14 protein-coding genes are annotated in these 18,021 nt (G+C 45.1%); all 14 read right to left on the bottom strand.

What is annotated here, in order from left to right:
* Positions 1–12 precede the first annotated feature (12 nt).
* Positions 13–1,617, bottom strand: a complete 1,605-nt coding sequence (locus NYR53_RS11020; RefSeq protein ID WP_261305198.1) for a response regulator — start codon at positions 1,615–1,617, stop codon at positions 13–15.
* A gap of 38 nt (positions 1,618–1,655) precedes the next feature.
* Positions 1,656–2,663, bottom strand: a complete 1,008-nt coding sequence (locus NYR53_RS11015; RefSeq protein WP_261305197.1) for a substrate-binding domain-containing protein — start codon at positions 2,661–2,663, stop codon at positions 1,656–1,658.
* 428 nt (positions 2,664–3,091) lie between these two features.
* On the bottom strand, positions 3,092–4,066 hold the full coding sequence (locus NYR53_RS11010) for a LacI family DNA-binding transcriptional regulator (RefSeq protein WP_261305196.1): 975 nt from the start codon (positions 4,064–4,066) through the stop codon (positions 3,092–3,094).
* A 148-nt stretch (positions 4,067–4,214) separates the two neighbouring features.
* The gene (locus NYR53_RS11005) at positions 4,215–4,763 is read right to left on the bottom strand and encodes a sigma-70 family RNA polymerase sigma factor (protein WP_367618668.1); all 549 of its coding nucleotides are present in this window, start codon (positions 4,761–4,763) and stop codon (positions 4,215–4,217) included.
* Between the two features lie 82 nt (positions 4,764–4,845).
* Entirely contained in the window at positions 4,846–4,995 is a 150-nt protein-coding gene (locus NYR53_RS11000; RefSeq protein ID WP_261305195.1) for a hypothetical protein, read from the bottom strand.
* Positions 4,996–5,128: 133 nt separating this feature from the next.
* Entirely contained in the window at positions 5,129–6,280 is a 1,152-nt protein-coding gene (locus tag NYR53_RS10995; protein WP_261305194.1) for a glycoside hydrolase family 88 protein, read from the bottom strand.
* A 21-nt stretch (positions 6,281–6,301) separates the two neighbouring features.
* A complete protein-coding gene (locus NYR53_RS10990; RefSeq protein WP_261305193.1) occupies positions 6,302–7,318 on the bottom strand; it encodes a zinc-binding alcohol dehydrogenase family protein in 1,017 nt (338 codons plus the stop codon).
* A gap of 16 nt (positions 7,319–7,334) precedes the next feature.
* A complete protein-coding gene (locus tag NYR53_RS10985) occupies positions 7,335–8,216 on the bottom strand; it encodes a carbohydrate ABC transporter permease (protein WP_261305192.1) in 882 nt (293 codons plus the stop codon).
* An 11-nt stretch (positions 8,217–8,227) separates the two neighbouring features.
* The gene (locus NYR53_RS10980; RefSeq protein ID WP_261306330.1) at positions 8,228–9,130 is read right to left on the bottom strand and encodes an ABC transporter permease; all 903 of its coding nucleotides are present in this window, start codon (positions 9,128–9,130) and stop codon (positions 8,228–8,230) included.
* Between the two features lie 140 nt (positions 9,131–9,270).
* Positions 9,271–10,902, bottom strand: coding sequence for a type 2 periplasmic-binding domain-containing protein (locus tag NYR53_RS10975; RefSeq protein ID WP_261305191.1), 1,632 nt, complete (start codon positions 10,900–10,902; stop codon positions 9,271–9,273).
* Between the two features lie 204 nt (positions 10,903–11,106).
* A complete protein-coding gene (locus tag NYR53_RS10970) occupies positions 11,107–13,491 on the bottom strand; it encodes a helix-turn-helix domain-containing protein (protein ID WP_261305190.1) in 2,385 nt (794 codons plus the stop codon).
* A 376-nt stretch (positions 13,492–13,867) separates the two neighbouring features.
* On the bottom strand, positions 13,868–15,553 hold the full coding sequence (locus NYR53_RS10965) for a glycoside hydrolase family 36 protein (protein WP_261305189.1): 1,686 nt from the start codon (positions 15,551–15,553) through the stop codon (positions 13,868–13,870).
* A 148-nt stretch (positions 15,554–15,701) separates the two neighbouring features.
* Positions 15,702–16,085: a cupin domain-containing protein gene (locus NYR53_RS10960; protein ID WP_261305188.1), complete on the bottom strand. Its 384-nt coding sequence runs from the start codon at positions 16,083–16,085 to the stop codon at positions 15,702–15,704.
* A 31-nt stretch (positions 16,086–16,116) separates the two neighbouring features.
* Complete coding sequence (locus tag NYR53_RS10955) at positions 16,117–18,006, bottom strand: glycosyl hydrolase family 95 catalytic domain-containing protein (protein WP_261305187.1); 1,890 nt, start codon at positions 18,004–18,006, stop codon at positions 16,117–16,119.
* Positions 18,007–18,021 lie beyond the last annotated feature (15 nt).

Genomic DNA, 18,021 nt, shown 5'->3' with positions numbered 1-18,021 from the left:
TTTTTGCCCCTTCTACACCATTTTGCGATACAAAGTTGGGGTCATACCCGTTGCTTTTTTGAAAATGACATTGAAATAATGAGGGTCCGTATAGCCGATATGATTTGCGATCTCATACGTCTTAAAATCTGTACATTTCAGCAATTCCTTCGCTTTTTCCACACGAATCCGAGTTAGATAGCTGATGAAGGTTTCGCCGGTATGGTTTTTAAAGATCAGGCTAAAGTAACTTGTGCTTAGAACCAGATACTTACAAACCATATCCATAGATAAATTTGCATCCGCGTAATTCTCTTTAATATAGTCTTCCGCCCTCAAAGCTTGTATCTTGCTAAAGTTGTTTCTTGTTTCAAGGATCATATTCGTGGTTCGTGAACAATAATGCTTCAACCAATCTTCCACTTCATCCAGCGTTTTTAGCCCATATATTTCAGTCAATGGGCTTACAGAGGAGCTAGGCATAGGTACACGAATATCAAGCTCATCTAAAATATCCAGAATAGCAACGATAATTTGCTGGATGTGGATATAGCAACGATCCATAGGCAGATACGATTCCTTAAGATTACCAATAATTTTCTCAACGATGTTCTCGGTCTCCTGCTGCGTCCCTGACTTCAGACCAGTGATGAGCTTTTTTTCCCAATGTTTATCGTAAGGAATGCTCTCACCGCTTCCTCCTTCCATATCGCCAGCATGAATAATTCGATTTTTCCCTAGGAAAAATCGATAATCCAGAGCAGATAATGCCCTCTTATACGAATGATGAATTTTTTTGAGAGAAGCGCATAGATCTCCTACTCCAATGGACACTGTAAACTTCAGATACTCTTTTACCGATAGGTTGATCTCTTCGAAAATGCGAACTGCCTCGCAATGAAGCGTTTCTTTATTTTCGCCGAAGAGAATGACAATTGTTTTTTCATTATTGTTTTGGAACACGATTCCATTCGCTTTTCTTGCAATAATTTCCCCGCTTATATTACATACTGCAAAATAAAGCAATTCGCTCTCGCTTTCGGGATAAAATCTTTGCAGCTCACCATGGTCGTCTACATCAATTACACCGACGACATAATGACTTCCGGATAACCCAATTTCCAAATAGGCTAGCTTATCCTCAAGATTACTTTCCCGGAGTTCTCCTGTAACCAGTTGATTCAAGAATCGCTCTCTGACGAGCGGCAAACTCTCTCTAAGCTGCTGCTTAAGCTTGCTTAAATCCTCCACTTTACGATTCTCATCATCAAGATCCGCCTTTACTTTGGAGAGAATGTGGGATAATTCTTCCGCCGTATTCGGCTTTAAGATATAGTCATGCACCTTCAGCTTCAAGGCTTGCTGCGCATATTCAAACTCATCGAAACCTGTCAGAATAATAATTTTGGTACGGGGATAATGCTCAAAGAGATAGCGCGACACTTCTAAACCATCTACCAAAGGCATGTTGATATCCGTTAATACGACATCAGGTTGAAGTTCTTCTAAGGCTAGGAGCACCTGCTGACCATTCTCAAAGTCCCCCACTACCTCAAATCCCAACTCCTGCCAGTTTAGGTTATCCCGTATTCCCTCTCTTACGTTATCTTCATCATCTGCAATGATTAGTTTATACATACACGTCTCCACTACGCATTCATATTTTAAGAAAATTGTTACCAGCCTTTGTACGTTTCTACATTATCTAACGTGATCAAATCGACAGGAATTTTAATTAACGGTTCTATCTTTTCACCTTTAAGAACTTTAAAGCCTTCATCCATCGCCATTTTAATCATATCAAAAGGATACTGTGCGGAGGTTGCAACAAAGCTTTTCTTTTCTTTTATCGCATTCACGGCATCAGGGGCTCCGTCTACACCAACAATAAACATCTCTTTGTCACGATTTGCTTGTTCGACCGCGATTTTAGCACCAACGCCTGAAGGGTCATTCGTTGCAAATACAGCATCGATTTCCCCTCTTTTATAGACTTGCAGCACGGTTTCCATCATGGTAACTGACATTTCACGATTGCCGTATCCATTTTGTTGAGCCACTATTCTAATTCCAGGAGCCGCTTTAATGGCTTCTTTGAACCCCGCGATACGATCCGTTACAGCAGATACTGGAGGACCATCAATAACAACAACATTACCTTTGCCGTTCAAACGCTTAACAATATATTCTCCTGCTAATTTTCCAGCGAGAAAGTTATCTGAGCTGACAACCGTGTTCACACCACCATCTGCGCCTACGTCAACGGCAATGACAGGGATTCCCGCCGCTTTAGCTTGACTAACAGCGCCTGCTATACCTTTGGAGTCTACCGCATTTAGCAAAATCACACTTACTTTTTTTACAATAAAATCCTCAATTTGAGCTGTTTGTTTAGCCAAGTCCCCTTCAGCACTTACAGTAATTACGTCAACACCGTGCAGGATAGCACCTGCGGTAGCGCCTTTAGACATGGCAATAAAGAAGGGATTGTTTAAATTTTGCAAAGTAAATCCAACTACAACTTTTTTCTCTTTATTTGCAGGTTCTACTTCTCCTGTTGCTACAGGTACTATCGTTGCTTCTTCGTTTTTTGAAGGTTCAGAAGTTCTACTTGAAAAGCATGCTGTAAGCGCAAATAAAAGCAATGTAACAAGTACAAATGATACTACTTTTATACTTTTCATTTAATAACCCCTAATATTTTTTATATTCTATTCGACAAGGTTCCCTATTTCACTTTGATTAATATTAACAGAATAGTTTTTAAATAGGAACATTTTCACTCTGCGGTTGAATAAATCCAGACCACCCATGCAGAAAATAAAAACCTCATTTTGCAGGATTTTTCTTGTCGTTCGTATGTTTCAATACACAACCCAGTTAGTGACAAGAAAATCCCAACAATCATTCCAAAGGCGTCATTCAGCGACATGAATATCCCAATAATAAACAGTTTGGTTTATATGAGCTTTTTCCTATTTCCCGTAGCCAAAGGCTTTATATCAGCGTTACTGAGCGCAAACCTGCTACAACTCATTTACATCATTCACTTAACCCACTCCCTTTTCTTGTAGCATTGAAACGTTTCCACTTTTTCGGAAAACAATCCCCGCTAAGTCGTCTCACCGGCTCTATATTCAACAGGAATTCGGTACGTCTCTTGCTCCAGCGTTTCTCCTTCCATTTTGCGAAACAGCAACTTTACTGACATTCGGGCCATTTCTTCGACCGGCTGCCGGATCGTGGAGAGAATCGGATGGAACAATTTATTGTCCTGGATGCCGTCATAACCTATAACTTTCACGTCATCGGGAGTGCGGATTCCATATTGCTTGGCGGTATCGATGTATTTGGCGGCAAACAGATCCGTAATGGCAAATACGCCGTCTACATCCCGGTGCACTTTGGCTTTGAAGAAATTCTCGAAATACTTCTTATGATCCAGAACAGGATCGGGCTCCTCATAGACAATATGCTCGATTCCCAATGACCTGGCTTCGTCGATAAAGCCTTCTTTGCGAAGCATGGTTTCACTGTAAACGGGAGTGATCGATCCGAGAAAGGCCGGTTTTTTCGCGCCTGCTTTCAATAGCTCGCGCAAGGCGATGCGTCCGCCGGTATAATTATCCGAAGTGACGCAAGTGATTTTTTTGGCGAAATGCCGGTCGATGCTAATAATCGGGATATCTGTGCTGACGCTCTCTTCAATGTCGTTGTAGCTGATCCCTATTATTCCCGCCACTTTGTTCTGATTGAGCATATCGAAATAATATAACTCTTTGTCGGGCTTGCCACCGCTGTTGCAGAGAATGAGCTTGAAGCCTTCACGGTCGAGCTCGTCCTCGATATAGTAAGCGAGCTCCGAGAAAAACGGATGCCAGATGCTTGGAAGCAGTAGTGCGACCATGGTCGATTTTTGCATTTTAAAGTTTCTTGCCACTTCGTTTGGTATATACTTTAATTTCTGGATAGCGGCTTTGACTTTTTCCCGCGTTTCGGGCTTTACCTTTGAATGATTATTGATAACCCGTGATACAGTGCCAACTCCGACCCCGGCCAAGTCTGCAACATCTTTGATGCTAGACACTTGATCACCTCCAATGATACCGTTTTCATTATTTCATGTTTTCAACATAACACATACGTGGAAACGTTTCAATGAGGTTAAAAAACATTATCCCCAATCGTCGCAAACTAAAACGGTTGCCGTTTGGCACCCGTTTGTCCCTTCATTTTCACTTGTTCCTCCGGACCTTTGAATTGAATCGATCAACTATCGGCTGCTGACCTCCCGATTTCCGCGACTCATAGGAGCGGCTAATCCCCAGCTCCTTCGCTATCTCCCGATGTGTCCGCTCCTCGCCGCCGAGCTCTAACCCGAACCGTCCAACGACGACTTCCTTCTCGCGATCGTCCAAGATTTCCAGATTACGATAGATTTTGCTCTTCTCTATCTTGAGCTGAACCTTATCCACCACATCATCTGCCTCCGTGCCAAGGATGTCGATCAACGCAATTTCATTCCCCTCTTTGTCCGTTCCGATGGGATCATGCAAAAAAACATCTTTCCTCGTTTTCTTCAGCGATCTCAGATGCATCAAGATCTCGTTCTCGATACAGCGTGCCGCAAATGTGGCGAGCTTGGTCCCTTTGTTCGGCGAGAACGATTCGATCGCCTTGATCAATCCGATCGTCCCGATCGAGATCAAATCCTCGAGATCTTCTCCTGTGTTATCGAATTTTTTGAGGTTGTGTACTCGAAGCAACGTAGTTTCTAATTCTATTGCAAAAAGTGTACATTCTCATCGTTCGCGGATCGTTTTCATATAAAGCCCGCCGAAAAGTTTAAAAATATCAAGTGTTAGATCAAGGCTGATTCCCAGCTTCTTCAACCGGTTCAGCCCCGATAACAAGCCGTTGTTTGATTTTGAACCATTTCAGAATTAAACGATGAATTTCCTTGCTTACACACAAAAAATGCAGCCACAAATCGCAAACTGCGATAAGTTGCTGCATGTCATTACACACAACCTGCAAGAAGGCGTGGTAACGAACAGTTATGGTGTCAAATGTAAGCGCCCTACCCAGACGGCAAATTGCCTACATGATTGTATTTTTTTATATTTCAGTCCATTTTTTGCTCTCGCAATTAAAACATGTTCTTATTCCAACCCATTAATTTAGCGATCGCTTCTAAATAATAATAATCACCATAAATCAACGATACGTTAATATTAGATCCTAGCGGTTTGTGCCCCGTGCCTTGAAGCAAAATGGCTTGGTGGTCTGGCTGATCCCAAGTGGAATAATTGTGCGTCAGGGACCGGAGGATATCCTTAGCCTTATTTATATATAGCTTGGCTTGTGAGGCAGGCACATATTTAGAAATATCGATTAACCCGGAAGCCGCAAGTGCTGCAGCTGATGTGTCACGGGGTGCCTCCTCCCGGTCATCGACGCGGAAATCCCATAAAGGGATATTGTCTTCTTCCAAATTGGCCACAAAGAAGTGGGCCACCCTCTTCGCCGCATCCAAAAATCGAATTTGGCCTGTCATGCGATACATGGCGGAAAATCCGTACAACGCCCAGCCTGTTCCCCGGCTCCAAGCCGATCCTGCCGCGTAGCCTTGACCGCCAATTTCACGGATAAATTCACCCGTTTCTGGATCAAAGCAGCAAATATGACAAGAAGAACCGTCTTCGCGGATAAAATGCTTCAACGCCGTTTCGGCATGAGCCATGGCGATATGTTTAAATCGTGGATCCTTAAGCTCTTCGGATGCCCAGAAAAGCAGCGGAAGGTTCATCATGCAGTCAATAATCGCCCATCCGGTATTTCCTTCATGCCATGCGCCGGGAATCGTATTCCAAGCCCGTATGAAGTTGCCTGCGATATTAAACCGTCCTGCTAAAAAATTAGCCGCCTCGAGACCGATCCGTCTGGCATCTGCATCGCCAGTCAGCTTATATTTAATGACAGCGGTCGGCAAAAACTGAAACCCTACATCATGGTACAAATTCGACGGCTTCACGAAATGCTCTTCGATGTTCCGGTCCCAATGCCATGCCGCTTGCTTGTAATGCTCTTTACCGGTCATATCATACATAATCCACAACATGCCGGGCCAGAAGCCCGATGTCCATGCGTCGGTCGGATTATTGTCGTAAATTCCGTCGCCTCGGGCTACATGCGGGCTTTTATCCCCAATTTGCACCATCATGCGATCTACTTTCGTTTGCAAATCGCTCCAAAGCTTGTCAATGTCGAAACTCAAATTTCCATCTGAAACTTGCTGCATATATGCTCCCCCTGCACGTTATTAATCTAATTGAACCATCGCTTTGATAACCCCAGACTCCGGCTTCAGCCAAGACTCGTACGTGTCGATCATGTGATCCAAGTCCACACGGTGTGTAATAAAGGAATCCGTATCTATGCTGCCGCTCCGAATACTTTCCATAACATATTCGAAATCTTCACGTGTTGCATTACGGCTGCTGAGAATACTTAATTCGCGCTTATGGAAGTCCGGATCGTCGAATGAAATTCTGGATTTGACAAGCCCCACATAGATTAAGCGGCCAGTGTGGGCGACATATTGCGCTGCTTGCTCCATCGATGATACATTGCCGGTAGCATCCAAAACTACCGTCGGATAATCGCCCTGCGTAATTTCCTTAATCTTCGCTGCGGGGTCGTTCTTCGCGCCTACGACATAATCTGCCGGGACCCATTGCTTGCAATAGTCAAGTCGGTCCTCATTGATATCGAGAGCAATCACTTTGGCTCCGGCTAATTTAGCGAATTTCATAACACCGAGCCCGATAGGTCCTGCACCGATGACGAGCACGTATTCGCCTGGCACAATGCTTGCTCTGCGCACGGCATGAGCTCCGATACAAAGGCATTCAACAATCGCGGCCTGTTCCGGCGTTAGGCCGTCCGCTTTAAGCAGTAAGTTCGTCGGAACGGCCATATATTCGCGCATCCCTCCGTCCTCGTGGACACCTAGAACGTTCAAGCTGGTGCAGCAATTCGTTTTTCCTTGCCGGCAAGCTACACAGGTTCCGCAATACCGATAAGGCATAACGGTGACCAGATCCCCGCATGTTAAATCCGTTTCGTTGTCTTGGATGTCAACGATCTCCCCCGACAACTCATGTCCCAGAATTCGTGGGTAAGTGAAATAGGGCTGATTTCCTTTATAAGCATGGAGATCCGTACCGCAAATCCCGATTCGCTTAATTTTAACTAGCGCCTCACCTTCCCGCAGAACCGGTCTTTCCGTTTCCGTCATCACTAACCGATTTGGTTCTTCACAAAGAATCGTTTTCATTCCCAATCACTCCTTATCAGCCTTTTAATGCTCCTACCATGACACCTTTAACAAAATATTTCTGCAGGAATGGATAAATACATAGAACAGGCAAGGTTGCTACCATGATCGTCGCGTATTTGATCGTTTCGCCGATTTGCATGCGATCCCCTGCCGACGCCCCGGCAGACATCGTATCCGTAGAATTGGAGATGAGAATTTCCCGTAGAATGACTTGAAGCGGAAATAAATCTCTATCTTTCAAGAATATCGAAGCGTAAAACCATCCATTCCACTTTTCAACCGAATAATATAGAATCATCACAGCAATTACAGGCATGGACAGCGGAAGAATAAGACGGAACAAGATGGTGAAATGATTAGCTCCATCGATTTTCGCCGACTCTTCCAACGTTTCAGGAATCGCCATAAACGAAGTGCGCATGATAATGAGGTTAAACGTATTCATGGCGAACGGAATGATCGTAGCCCAGAGTGAGTTGACCAAACCTACACCTTTGACAATCAGATAAAGCGGTATCAAGCCACCGTTAAAAAACATCGTGAACACAATAAAAATAAGAAATGCCTTATTCCACATGACATTTTTGCGTGAGAGCACGTAGGCTCCCAAAGCTGTCATCAACACGTTAATGCTGACTCCGACAATTAGAATAAAAAGGGTATTTTTGTAGCCGGTCATAATGCCGGGGTTAGTAAGCACGCTTTTATACGACTCCAGATTAAATCCAAGCGGTCTCCAGAGAATGCCCTTATGTGTTAAAAAGTCATTGCTATCGCTTAAAGAAGCAAAGGCAACATAAAGGAGCGGATACAGAGTAACGACCATTAGCAGAATCAAGCCGATATATACGAATACATCAAAGGATTTTTCACTCAAGCTTCGTTGCTGCATCATAAATGTGTCACCTACCAAAGGCTGCTTTCGCTGAATTTTTTACTGAGTTTGTTCGCCGAAAGCAGAAGAATTAGATTAATGAGTGAGTTGAACAGACCGACGGCAGAGCTATAGCTCCAACCAAATTCAAGTAATCCTTTTCGGTATACGAAGGAGGAAATAACGTCGGCCGTATCGTAAGTTGCAGGATTATATAACAAAATGATTTTCTCAAAGCCTACGTTGAGCAAGTTCCCCATGCGGAGAATGAACATGATCATAATCGTCGGCATAATACCTGGAATCGTAATGTTCCAGATCTGCCTCCACCGTCCAGCCCCGTCCATGCGAGCCGCTTCATACTGCTCTTGGTCGATTCCCATGAGTGCGGCAATGTATATAATCGATTCCCACCCTACTTTTTGCCATATTTCAGATAAAATATAGAGCGGTCGAAACCATTCTGGCTTTTGCAGCAGCGCATGCCCATCTCCACCAAACATCATCGAAAACCAGGAATTCAAAATTCCACCGCTGTTCGTAAAATCCTTCACCATGCCGCAAATGACAACCAGTGAAATAAAATAAGGCATGTATGTCACGGATTGGGCAATACGGCGAAATGTTTGATGACGAACTTCGTTAATGAGAAGCGCTAAAATAATCGGAGCTGGAAATTCAAAAAGTAAAGAATAACAGCTGATGACTACGGTATTTTTCAAGATTCTCCAGAAATAATAAGAATGAAAGAATGACATGAATTGATCAAATCCTACCCAAGGGCTCCCCACGATCCCTTTCATTGGGGAATATTCTTTAAAAGCAATGATCGCGCCGTACATGGGCCCATAGTGAAAGATGAGATAAAACGCGATGACTGGAATCATCATGACATAAAGGTATTTGTTTTGAGCAAAATCTTTGGCCGTTCTCATCGTAAAGGTTTGCTTTGCCTGCTGGTACGCATTCGTTCTCGCTTGCAGCACTTTGTCCATCTACTCATCCCCATTCCGCTGTGATACTTGTTGGAGGCCGGCGGATTCTACTTCTCCGGCCCTCCTTCACACTCTTTCTATTAGCGTTTGTTATAGCGGTCCAATGCCGCCTGTTGGATTTGAAGCGCTCGGTCTAACTTCAAGCCCTTCATTTTTTCCACATACTTGTCAAAATTGTCCACAGAATCGCTTCCAAGAATAATTTTGAGTGTCATCTCATCGACTAATGTGTTAATATCCGTCATTGTCTTGGCCAGCTCAGTGCTTTCTTCCGGGGTTGCCGTAATCGGTGGAAGTGTATACTTGTCTGCATCCGTTTTCTGCCATACAGTAATTGCGTCTTTCTGCTGAGGAATCGTTAAATACTGCTCGATGTATCGCTTATCTTGAACGAATGGTCCGAAGTAGTTCGCCTTGGTATACAACGAGAACGCTTGCGACGGCGCTAACTTATCCGGATTTTTAAACAAGATATCGGTATATTTCGGATAACCATTGTCCATGCTGAAGCTTACGCCCGAAGTACCGAAGTTGAATAGCATATGCCCCTGCTCGGAGTATCCGTAGTCAAGCATTCTTACGGCAAGCTCGGCATTTTTGGAGCCTGCTGAGATGGCAACCATCCCTTGGAAGGAATAAGGGTAATCTTTTTGGCCAAATTTAGGCGTTTCACCTTTTTTCAAAGCCGGGTACTGAACGCCGACAAGGTTTGCATTCGGGTTCTTTGCTGTCAGAAGCGGCATCCACTTGCCAATCCCACCGCCTGCGTTACCGATTGTGGCTCCTGTTGCACCCGAAGCTAAATTGGCATCAATATTTTTACCGTCCGTCGATGCAATGTTCTTATCTAACAACCCTTCCTCGTACCACTTACGGAACGTAGCCAGGAACTGCTTATACTCTGGCTGAGCAGGTCCGAACTTCACTTGGTTGTTATCTAAATAGAAGAGACGCTGAATGCCGAAGGCACCGATAAAAGCGCCATTATAGATTTGCTCGAACGCCCTAGGGACACTTTGGAAGGAAAGCGGAGCTGTTGCACCCTTTTTCTCCTTAAATGCTTTCAGGACATCATGCCATTCATCGATTGTTGTCGGAGCTTGAATTCCAAGTTCATCCAACCAATCCTTACGGATGACCGGCCCTTGGTAAACGCGAAGGTAATCATCCCCGCGGAGGAACGGGAACCCATAATAGCTGCCCGAATCGGTTTTCACCATTTTATCTATTTCAGGATGTTCCTTTAAATACTTCTTCAAATTAGGTGCATACTTATCGATTAGATCGTTCAGCTTGAGAATGTAACCATCATTAATCGCTTTCTCAGGCCCTCCGGGAAACTGCATCCAGTTATACTCGATCAAATCCGGCAAATCTCCTGAAGCTAACATAACATTGAGTCCTTCTTTGGCTTGGTTCACAACAGGTGAAGTGAAATTTAGCTTAACGCCGGTTTGCTTTTGCCATTCTTGAACAAAAGGAACTTCAGCGAAGTTCGGCTTGACGCCTACCAACGTGCTTGGCATTTCCGCCCAATAACTTAGCTTCTTGTCTGTTTGAATCGGATATGTTGTATTCGTCGTTGCGCCATCCTTCTGGCTGGATTGTACGGAAGACGAATCTTTGGGACTTGCGCTGGAGCAAGCCGTAAAGATGCTGCTAAACACAGCGCTTACTAATAGAACGGAAGCTATACGTTTTGTTTTCGACACATTTGTTTCCCCCTAGTTGATAGCAATTTGTGAAGCGCTTAGAACGCTACGTTAATTATTGTAGGATAGTCGGCTGCTGTTTAATATCTTCCATTTCAGCATTTGAATAACCAAAATCGCGAAAACCAATCAACCATTTCGACAAAAAGATAAACAAAACTTCCAATTGCACATATAAAAAGAAAAAGCCACCCGATTGGCAGCTTAAGATTCGCACATTTCCTTGAATTTACCTGGGGTAATCCCTTCGTATTTTTTGAAAGTTCGAATAAATGTATTCACATGACTGTATCCGACAGCAACAGCCACATCAACAATTTGGCTATCCGGTTGCTTTAGAGCTAGTTTCGCCCTGTCGATCCTTATCTTATTAATATAATCCAGCAAACCTTCCCCGGTCTGTTCTTTAAACAATTTGGATAAATAAGCTGCCTTCATTTCAAAATGATCGCCAATCATCGTAATATTTAAATCATTATCTTCATAATGGGATTGAATATACACACAAATGTTTTCGATTAACGAACGAAGAGTTCCCTGCCGTGTGTGCTGTATGTTTTTTTGCCTCACCTGATATGCATGATCACAAACTTGCTTTAGAATGACGATGATTTGTTGATGCATCGTTTGAATCGTACTGCACTGGGTAAGCTCCTCCATCCAATTCGGATTTGCCTCCATCAGACTATTCTGGATGTCACCAATTTCCTTGACCGCTTTCATCATCGTGCTGACCAGATCAAACATGAGACACTTGGCTAAAGGAAGAGCAATCACTTGGTTATATACATTGTTGTTTATAATTTCATCCAACGTTTGCTTGGCCTTATCGAAATCGCCCACTTTTACATTATTGATCAGCTGCTGTTCCACTTGAAGCGGATATTCATAGCCTGCTCCTGGTTCTTTAGGCGCATTCAAAGCAATATCCTCGTAAGAAATAATGCCCTTGCTTCCTACAACGAGTTTATATTCCAGAGTATCCAGCGCTTCCGTATAAGCTTGCGAAATGCCCGCTATCGAATGGTGTACACGGCTAATTGATACAGTCAAAGGAATTTTGTAGTTCATCTGTAAAAAATTTTGAGCCACCGAGGCGACTCGCATTAGCTCCTGCCCTTGCTCTTCCGTTGTTCGTTCCCTTACATTGATCAAACAGGCCATCATATCTTCCACTTCAGTTACATAACCGTGATCGTGTTGGTTCGATATCTCTTTAACGACATTTGCAATAATGAAATACAGCAGCTTGCGTTTTTCCGCCATATCCTTGCCTTGTATGAATTCGAAGAACGACGAACTTTCCTCTTCCTCTAAGCTGAAAAGCAGTACGGCGAATTGATCCGTGTCGAACTGCAAATCAAAGGCAGCTAGTGAATCGTCTACCGTAATATAAGGATTTAATCTGCCTTTTAACAGCCGTGATATGAAGTGAGAACGAAGGATATCATGTTCATGCTGGTTTCGGTTCGCCATTTTATCCATCTCGTCAAACGTCCGATTAATCGCCTGTTGGATGAACTGCAGCTCATTATTCATTTTACCGACCGGCAATCCTCCTTTATCGGTGAAAGAGCGCGTTAACCTGCGGATTGGACTATAATTTTTTATTAATAGAACTAGAGTTAGTACTAGTCCGGCAAAGAAACTGATCGCAATGCTGGTGTATGTCAATACGCGTACTTGCTCTGCTTTTACCCAATAAAGGCGGCTCGGTACGATAGTCATATATTTCATTTCCGATTGATCCGATTGCTGATAGAAGACTTCATACTTTTCCCCGCCGTTCACAAAGTAGAACAAACCTGAAGATCCAGTCATTTTATCGTATGGAAAGTCTGCAGGCAGCGGAATCGATACATTAGAGTTGGAAACAAGCACCTGATTTTCTTTATTTAGAATGAGTACATTTCCTTGATTAAAAAGCTGAATGTTTTTGACGGAGTCGAGAATCCTGGACTGGTCCATCATAATGACATTCGTTGCAATGGACTTCTTGCCCACATTGGGATAACTGCTTATCAAAGCTACCGTTTTCTCCAAACGTCCCCCCTCGACTTTGCGGTCTAACGCAATGAAATGTTGGGTGTTGTACTCATTCAGCATAGAAAGCCATTGATCGTAAGTGAGTACACCGTCCTCATGCAGTAGTTGAAAGGCTACTTTATCTTCTCTTTTCACGCTGGGCATAAGAACCTCATGGTCGGACGCGAGATAAATATAGAATTCGTCCACGAAAGGATACGAGGATTGATATGATTTTAAATCTTGTGTGATTTGATAGACGTCATAAGCATTCTCCATCGGAAAAAGCTGCCTCTTCCCGGAGTACAGCAGCTCCTGAATTTTAAGGTTCCACGACAATTCGAAATTCAATCGCTGCATGTTCTTCAGCTGATGGTCCATCGAATCCTCAACCTGCTTCAAAAGCGCATTATTCGCTTGATGAATTTCATTCTCTAACGTTTGTTTGGATTGATTATAAACGAAAATACTCATGACAATCGGGAGCAGCAGCACTGCTGCATACGATAAAAACCAGGTCAAAACAATGCTATGACGATTAAACCTTAGTCTCCGTAACAACAAACAAATTCCCTCCCACACTAGTTGGCATACAAATTCTCATTGTAGACGAGAGTTGTTAATATAGGATAGATCCTTTAAACATACAAATTATACTTCTAAACTAACTGCCAGCATAGTTAAAAGTTTTGGTGTGATGCAAGATTCCTTAGGCCTACTATTGATCCGACCTTCCTCACTACTCTCGTTTGTCAAACATTTGCACTGGCAGCGCCCCTTCCTTATTACCACTTCACTAATAACAAATCAAGGCACACATAAATAAACGAGGATGCCTTTAGGGGCATCCTCGCGTTGTTACACTTTAAAGCGTTCGATAAGCCTTTGGAGTCTTTCCGCCATTTGAGGGTGATTTTTCCAATAACCTTTATAAGTGGCTCTAAACCTTATAATAAAATACTTTGGCACAATGAGGTTCTAAATTGTTAAGTTTCAGCGCATTCGTGTAGGTACCTATTTCCTCATCAGTCCAAAAATCGTAAACCCGATAGCTCCCGTCCAAGCTGAGTCCGATATCTTTAGGCTGATCGTCAAAGTTGAAGGCGCAAATGACATGACGATGCTCCAATTCGATTCGTCCAATCGTATACGTGTCATCTTCAAAGCGGGCGGCTTTGCCCGTAGGAGGCAACAACTTCTTCAATACCCGTATATTTTTCTCGGATAAAGCTGGGATTAAATCTCCGCTGAGGATCATCCCGCCGGATGCCAGAATAACCGCTTTATGGAATTCGAATTCTTGTTCGGAAAGGGCCGATTTCTTCTCCATGACTTCGCCGCCAAGCGTCTGTTCATGAAACGTTACTTGTTCAAGGACAAGGACATCCGGATCGTTATACCACAACATGTCGTTCTGCCAGTTCCGTGGAAAAAGTTCTTCCGCGTTGCCGCTGACATGTTTCCAGTCCCGTGCAATATCGTTGGTCACCCGGTTCCCGTGTACCAAGCCAAGAAGCGGCCAGAAAGGAGCATTGCACCCAAGAATAAAGCTGTCGTGCCCGACTTCATCGATAATCGCCTTCATTCCACTGCGAAATGCTTCGATTCTTGTTGCCTGTTTGTCGTAACGGTATCCTGGCAAGGCGCCGTATTGCAGGAAATCCAGCTTGAAATAGCGCCACCCCCATTCATCATGCATACCCCTGACAGTTGACCGCAAATAGTTTAGGGCTTCAGGATGCGTCCCGTCCAGCATATACCACTGCTTCTCTGGCCGCTTCTTTTTCTGACCGATTCCATTGAACGGCTTGCCTTCCTGATCTTGAACAAGCCAATCCGGATGCTCAAGCATTAGCTTCGACCCCGGTTCTACGATAAAGGGAGATATATAGCCGGCAGCTTCAATCCCGGTCGCCCGGATGCCTTCACTAATTGTTTTGACGTCCGATCCAAGCGTGACACTCGGTACTAAGAAGTCGCCATCAGCTGCTGCATAGCCCCCGTCAATTTGTATCCGATTCAGTTCAGGGATTCGCCGGACCATACTGCGGGCATTCTCGTAAAGTCCCTCTGCAGTCATGGGACGCAGGCAATAATAAGAACACCATCCCGTAGGAATTTCAGGATACAGCAGGCGGGGGTGGTTCCGATTGAGGCTCTCTGCCAATTGTTGAAAAAGCAAATCGCGATCTGCTCCGGAAGCAAACATGAATTGCTCCAACTCCCATGACTCACCGGGTCCCAGCTCCAAGTCTTCGGTATCCATAATCACTTCGAGATATGAATTTCGGAATCGAAACTCGCCGGAAAATCGGTTGCATGAGGTAAAGGCAATCAACATGTGCTCCTCATGACGAGGAGACAAGGCCAGAAGATTGTATACCGTCCATAAGTTCGCATGAAACGGAGTTTCGGGGATCCGGAAGAAGTCCCGATCTTTTCCGTAAGCCCCGATCACATAGGGCGAAGAAAGCGTCCCTCCGTATTGAGTCAGCATTTGAAAGCCTTCACCGTAAAATGGCGTATCGGGGGCGAAAGGCATCTCCCCGGAAAAAAGTACGACCTCTCTAATCCGCAGTGAATGATCGGACCGGTTCACAACTTTAGCGTTTAGAAGATGATTCACCCATGATTTCTCCAGGATACCACACGTTCGTCAGCTATTGTACAATCGGAAAGTCTGACACTGGCTTTGAGGTTCTTCAAATCATCTAAATACAACATATGGTTACACCTCTCTCAGCGCTTCTTCCAAGGTAACATACTTCTCTTCCTCACTTATCTACGTTAAATTGATTTTTGTTGCGTGACGGTCCGGCATGGCACCAAACGACGACAATAGGATCATCCACACTTGAAATGAGGTGATGGTCCTCTCCCGGCTCAATAATAACGATATCTCCCGTCTTTACGGGATGCATGATGGAGCCTGCTTGTTCTTTGATTTCAACCTCGCCCCTGCCCTGCATGATCAGGAAAGCTTCGCAATCTTCATGCACGTGATAGTCGATGCCTCCCGGCCCATCGTTGGTATGAGCGCGTGCTCCAGGCTTCTCGAAGGCAAGACCTCCATTAGAAATGTAATCCCCAGGCATGATATCTTTCAAAATATGTCCTTCCGTAACATCGGCAAGTTGCTGTAAACGATACGTTTTCATTTGAAAATCGCTCCTTTGAATGGAAATGTCCTTATTCTGTTGCGTTAAAGCTGTACGTCTCACCCGCTGCGGTGTCAAACTCAATCAATGAACCGTTCCAAGGATCGCGCAATCGGCACATACCGCCGAGCGTGGATTCAATCCTAATCGACTCGACAACACCTTTGCGAATTGCGGACGTCACTTTAAAGCCTCCGTGACACCAGAGCGAGAACTCCGCGTCCCACCCGTCCGGGATGGCCGGGAACACGCGAATGACCGGCTCTTTGCCGGGAACGCCCGGGTGGCTTTGACAGAGCGCTAACTGCAAGCCGTGCGCCACATTTCCTAGCCTTTGCGCGCTGACGGCGTTAACACCCTCCCGTACCGTCAGCCGATTGTCGTAATATTTGATTTTCCCTGTATCGGCATAATAGCAGTACTCACGATCGGCATTCACGCATTCCAGCTGTGCCAGTACTGCTTGTTTAAAGGCTTCGGCCTCTCCCATACCGGCTAGCATGACGGAGACGGATGACATCTCGCTCACCGCCTTGCTCCAGTCTCCTCCCAGCATATCCCGTTGAAAGGCGAGAGTGGCTTTGCCTGTCCGGAACCAATCCGGATTTTCTTTCTCAGTTTCTAAGGAACAGAGAATAAAATCCCGCATCGGATCGTTCGAGATGTCCCGATGATCGTCCAGCACCTGCCCGAGCGCGCCGACCCAAATGGCCTCTTCGCCTTCTTTGGTTCGATAGACGGCCTCCGGATGATCGCTTCGCGGAAGCGGAGCGAGGTTCAGGTAAAACTCTTCCCACACCGGACGCATGTCCCGATCAGCATCCAATAGTTCAGCAGCTTTCAGCAGCACCGGCATGATTCCGTGAAGCACCGACATCACTTGAATCGTATCTTTACCCCCGATGTACTTCTCGCCGCTAATCGTATTGGACATATGGTATTTGCCATCATCTTCCTTACGCATGTGCGGATAATTGCGCAGGAATTCCGCGGCTCCTTTGATCATCGGGTATGCCCGCTCTTTCAACCATGACCGGTCTTTGGTGAATTCATAATAAGTCCAATAATGAAAAGCGATGCCGACGATATTCCAGAACATGTGGGTCGTGGAGCCGAAGGGGCCCCAGCCCTTATCGGAGTAGACCAGGTTTCCGTCCACCCATTTTTCATGTCCCTTCCAGTTCCAACGGCTCTCATGCGGATGCTTATTATACGCGTATTGCTTGAATCTTTCGGAGCGTTCCTCCCAAGGCTTGCGCAGCAAGTAAAGTTCTCTCAGCTCGGAAGCGATATCTTCGGGCAGTTCATCCACACCGTTGAACCACACGGTTTCGGGGATATAGATCCCCTTGCTGCCCCACTGCTGCTCCGCCGCTTTGGCGCACGAATCGTACATGCCCGAATACATGTCGAAGTAGGGCTGCATCAATTCATTATGGCCTGTCGGCAGAAGCGCATTGTAGTACAGCCTGAGGTTGCTCCACCACTGCATCGCTCCCCAATGCCTAAAATCCCCGCGCGGGCTCAGCAGCATGCCGCCAAAGTTGGGGGGATACTTTCCGCCCCTGGAGTTCGCCGCCATCAGATACACATAGTACGTGTAATGCTTCTCCACAAATTCGGCGCTGCCGTCATCACTGCTTAAACGGATGTAGGATTTTTGCCAGAACTCGTTCCACCAAAGCTTATGCTCCTGCAGCAATCGCTCATAACCCGTTTTTCTTGCCGCTTCCAACTGATTGACTGCCGCAGAGATGACATCCTCGTTCTCATCGAAGGTGGCGCTGCTTGCGACGTAAATGTCAAATCTCCCCGTTCCCGGTTTGACGCATAGGCGCATTTCCGTCTCATTCGGCTGTCCGAGCACTTTGCTAACCCTAAAATCGGTGACCGGCGCCCTCCCGCCGAGCTCATCGTTCATCCGGATGATCCCGTC

This window comes from Paenibacillus andongensis (genome assembly GCF_025369935.1).
Lineage (GTDB): Bacteria > Bacillota > Bacilli > Paenibacillales > NBRC-103111 > Paenibacillus_E > Paenibacillus_E andongensis.
This window is presented reverse-complemented; position numbering and strand designations above follow the sequence as displayed.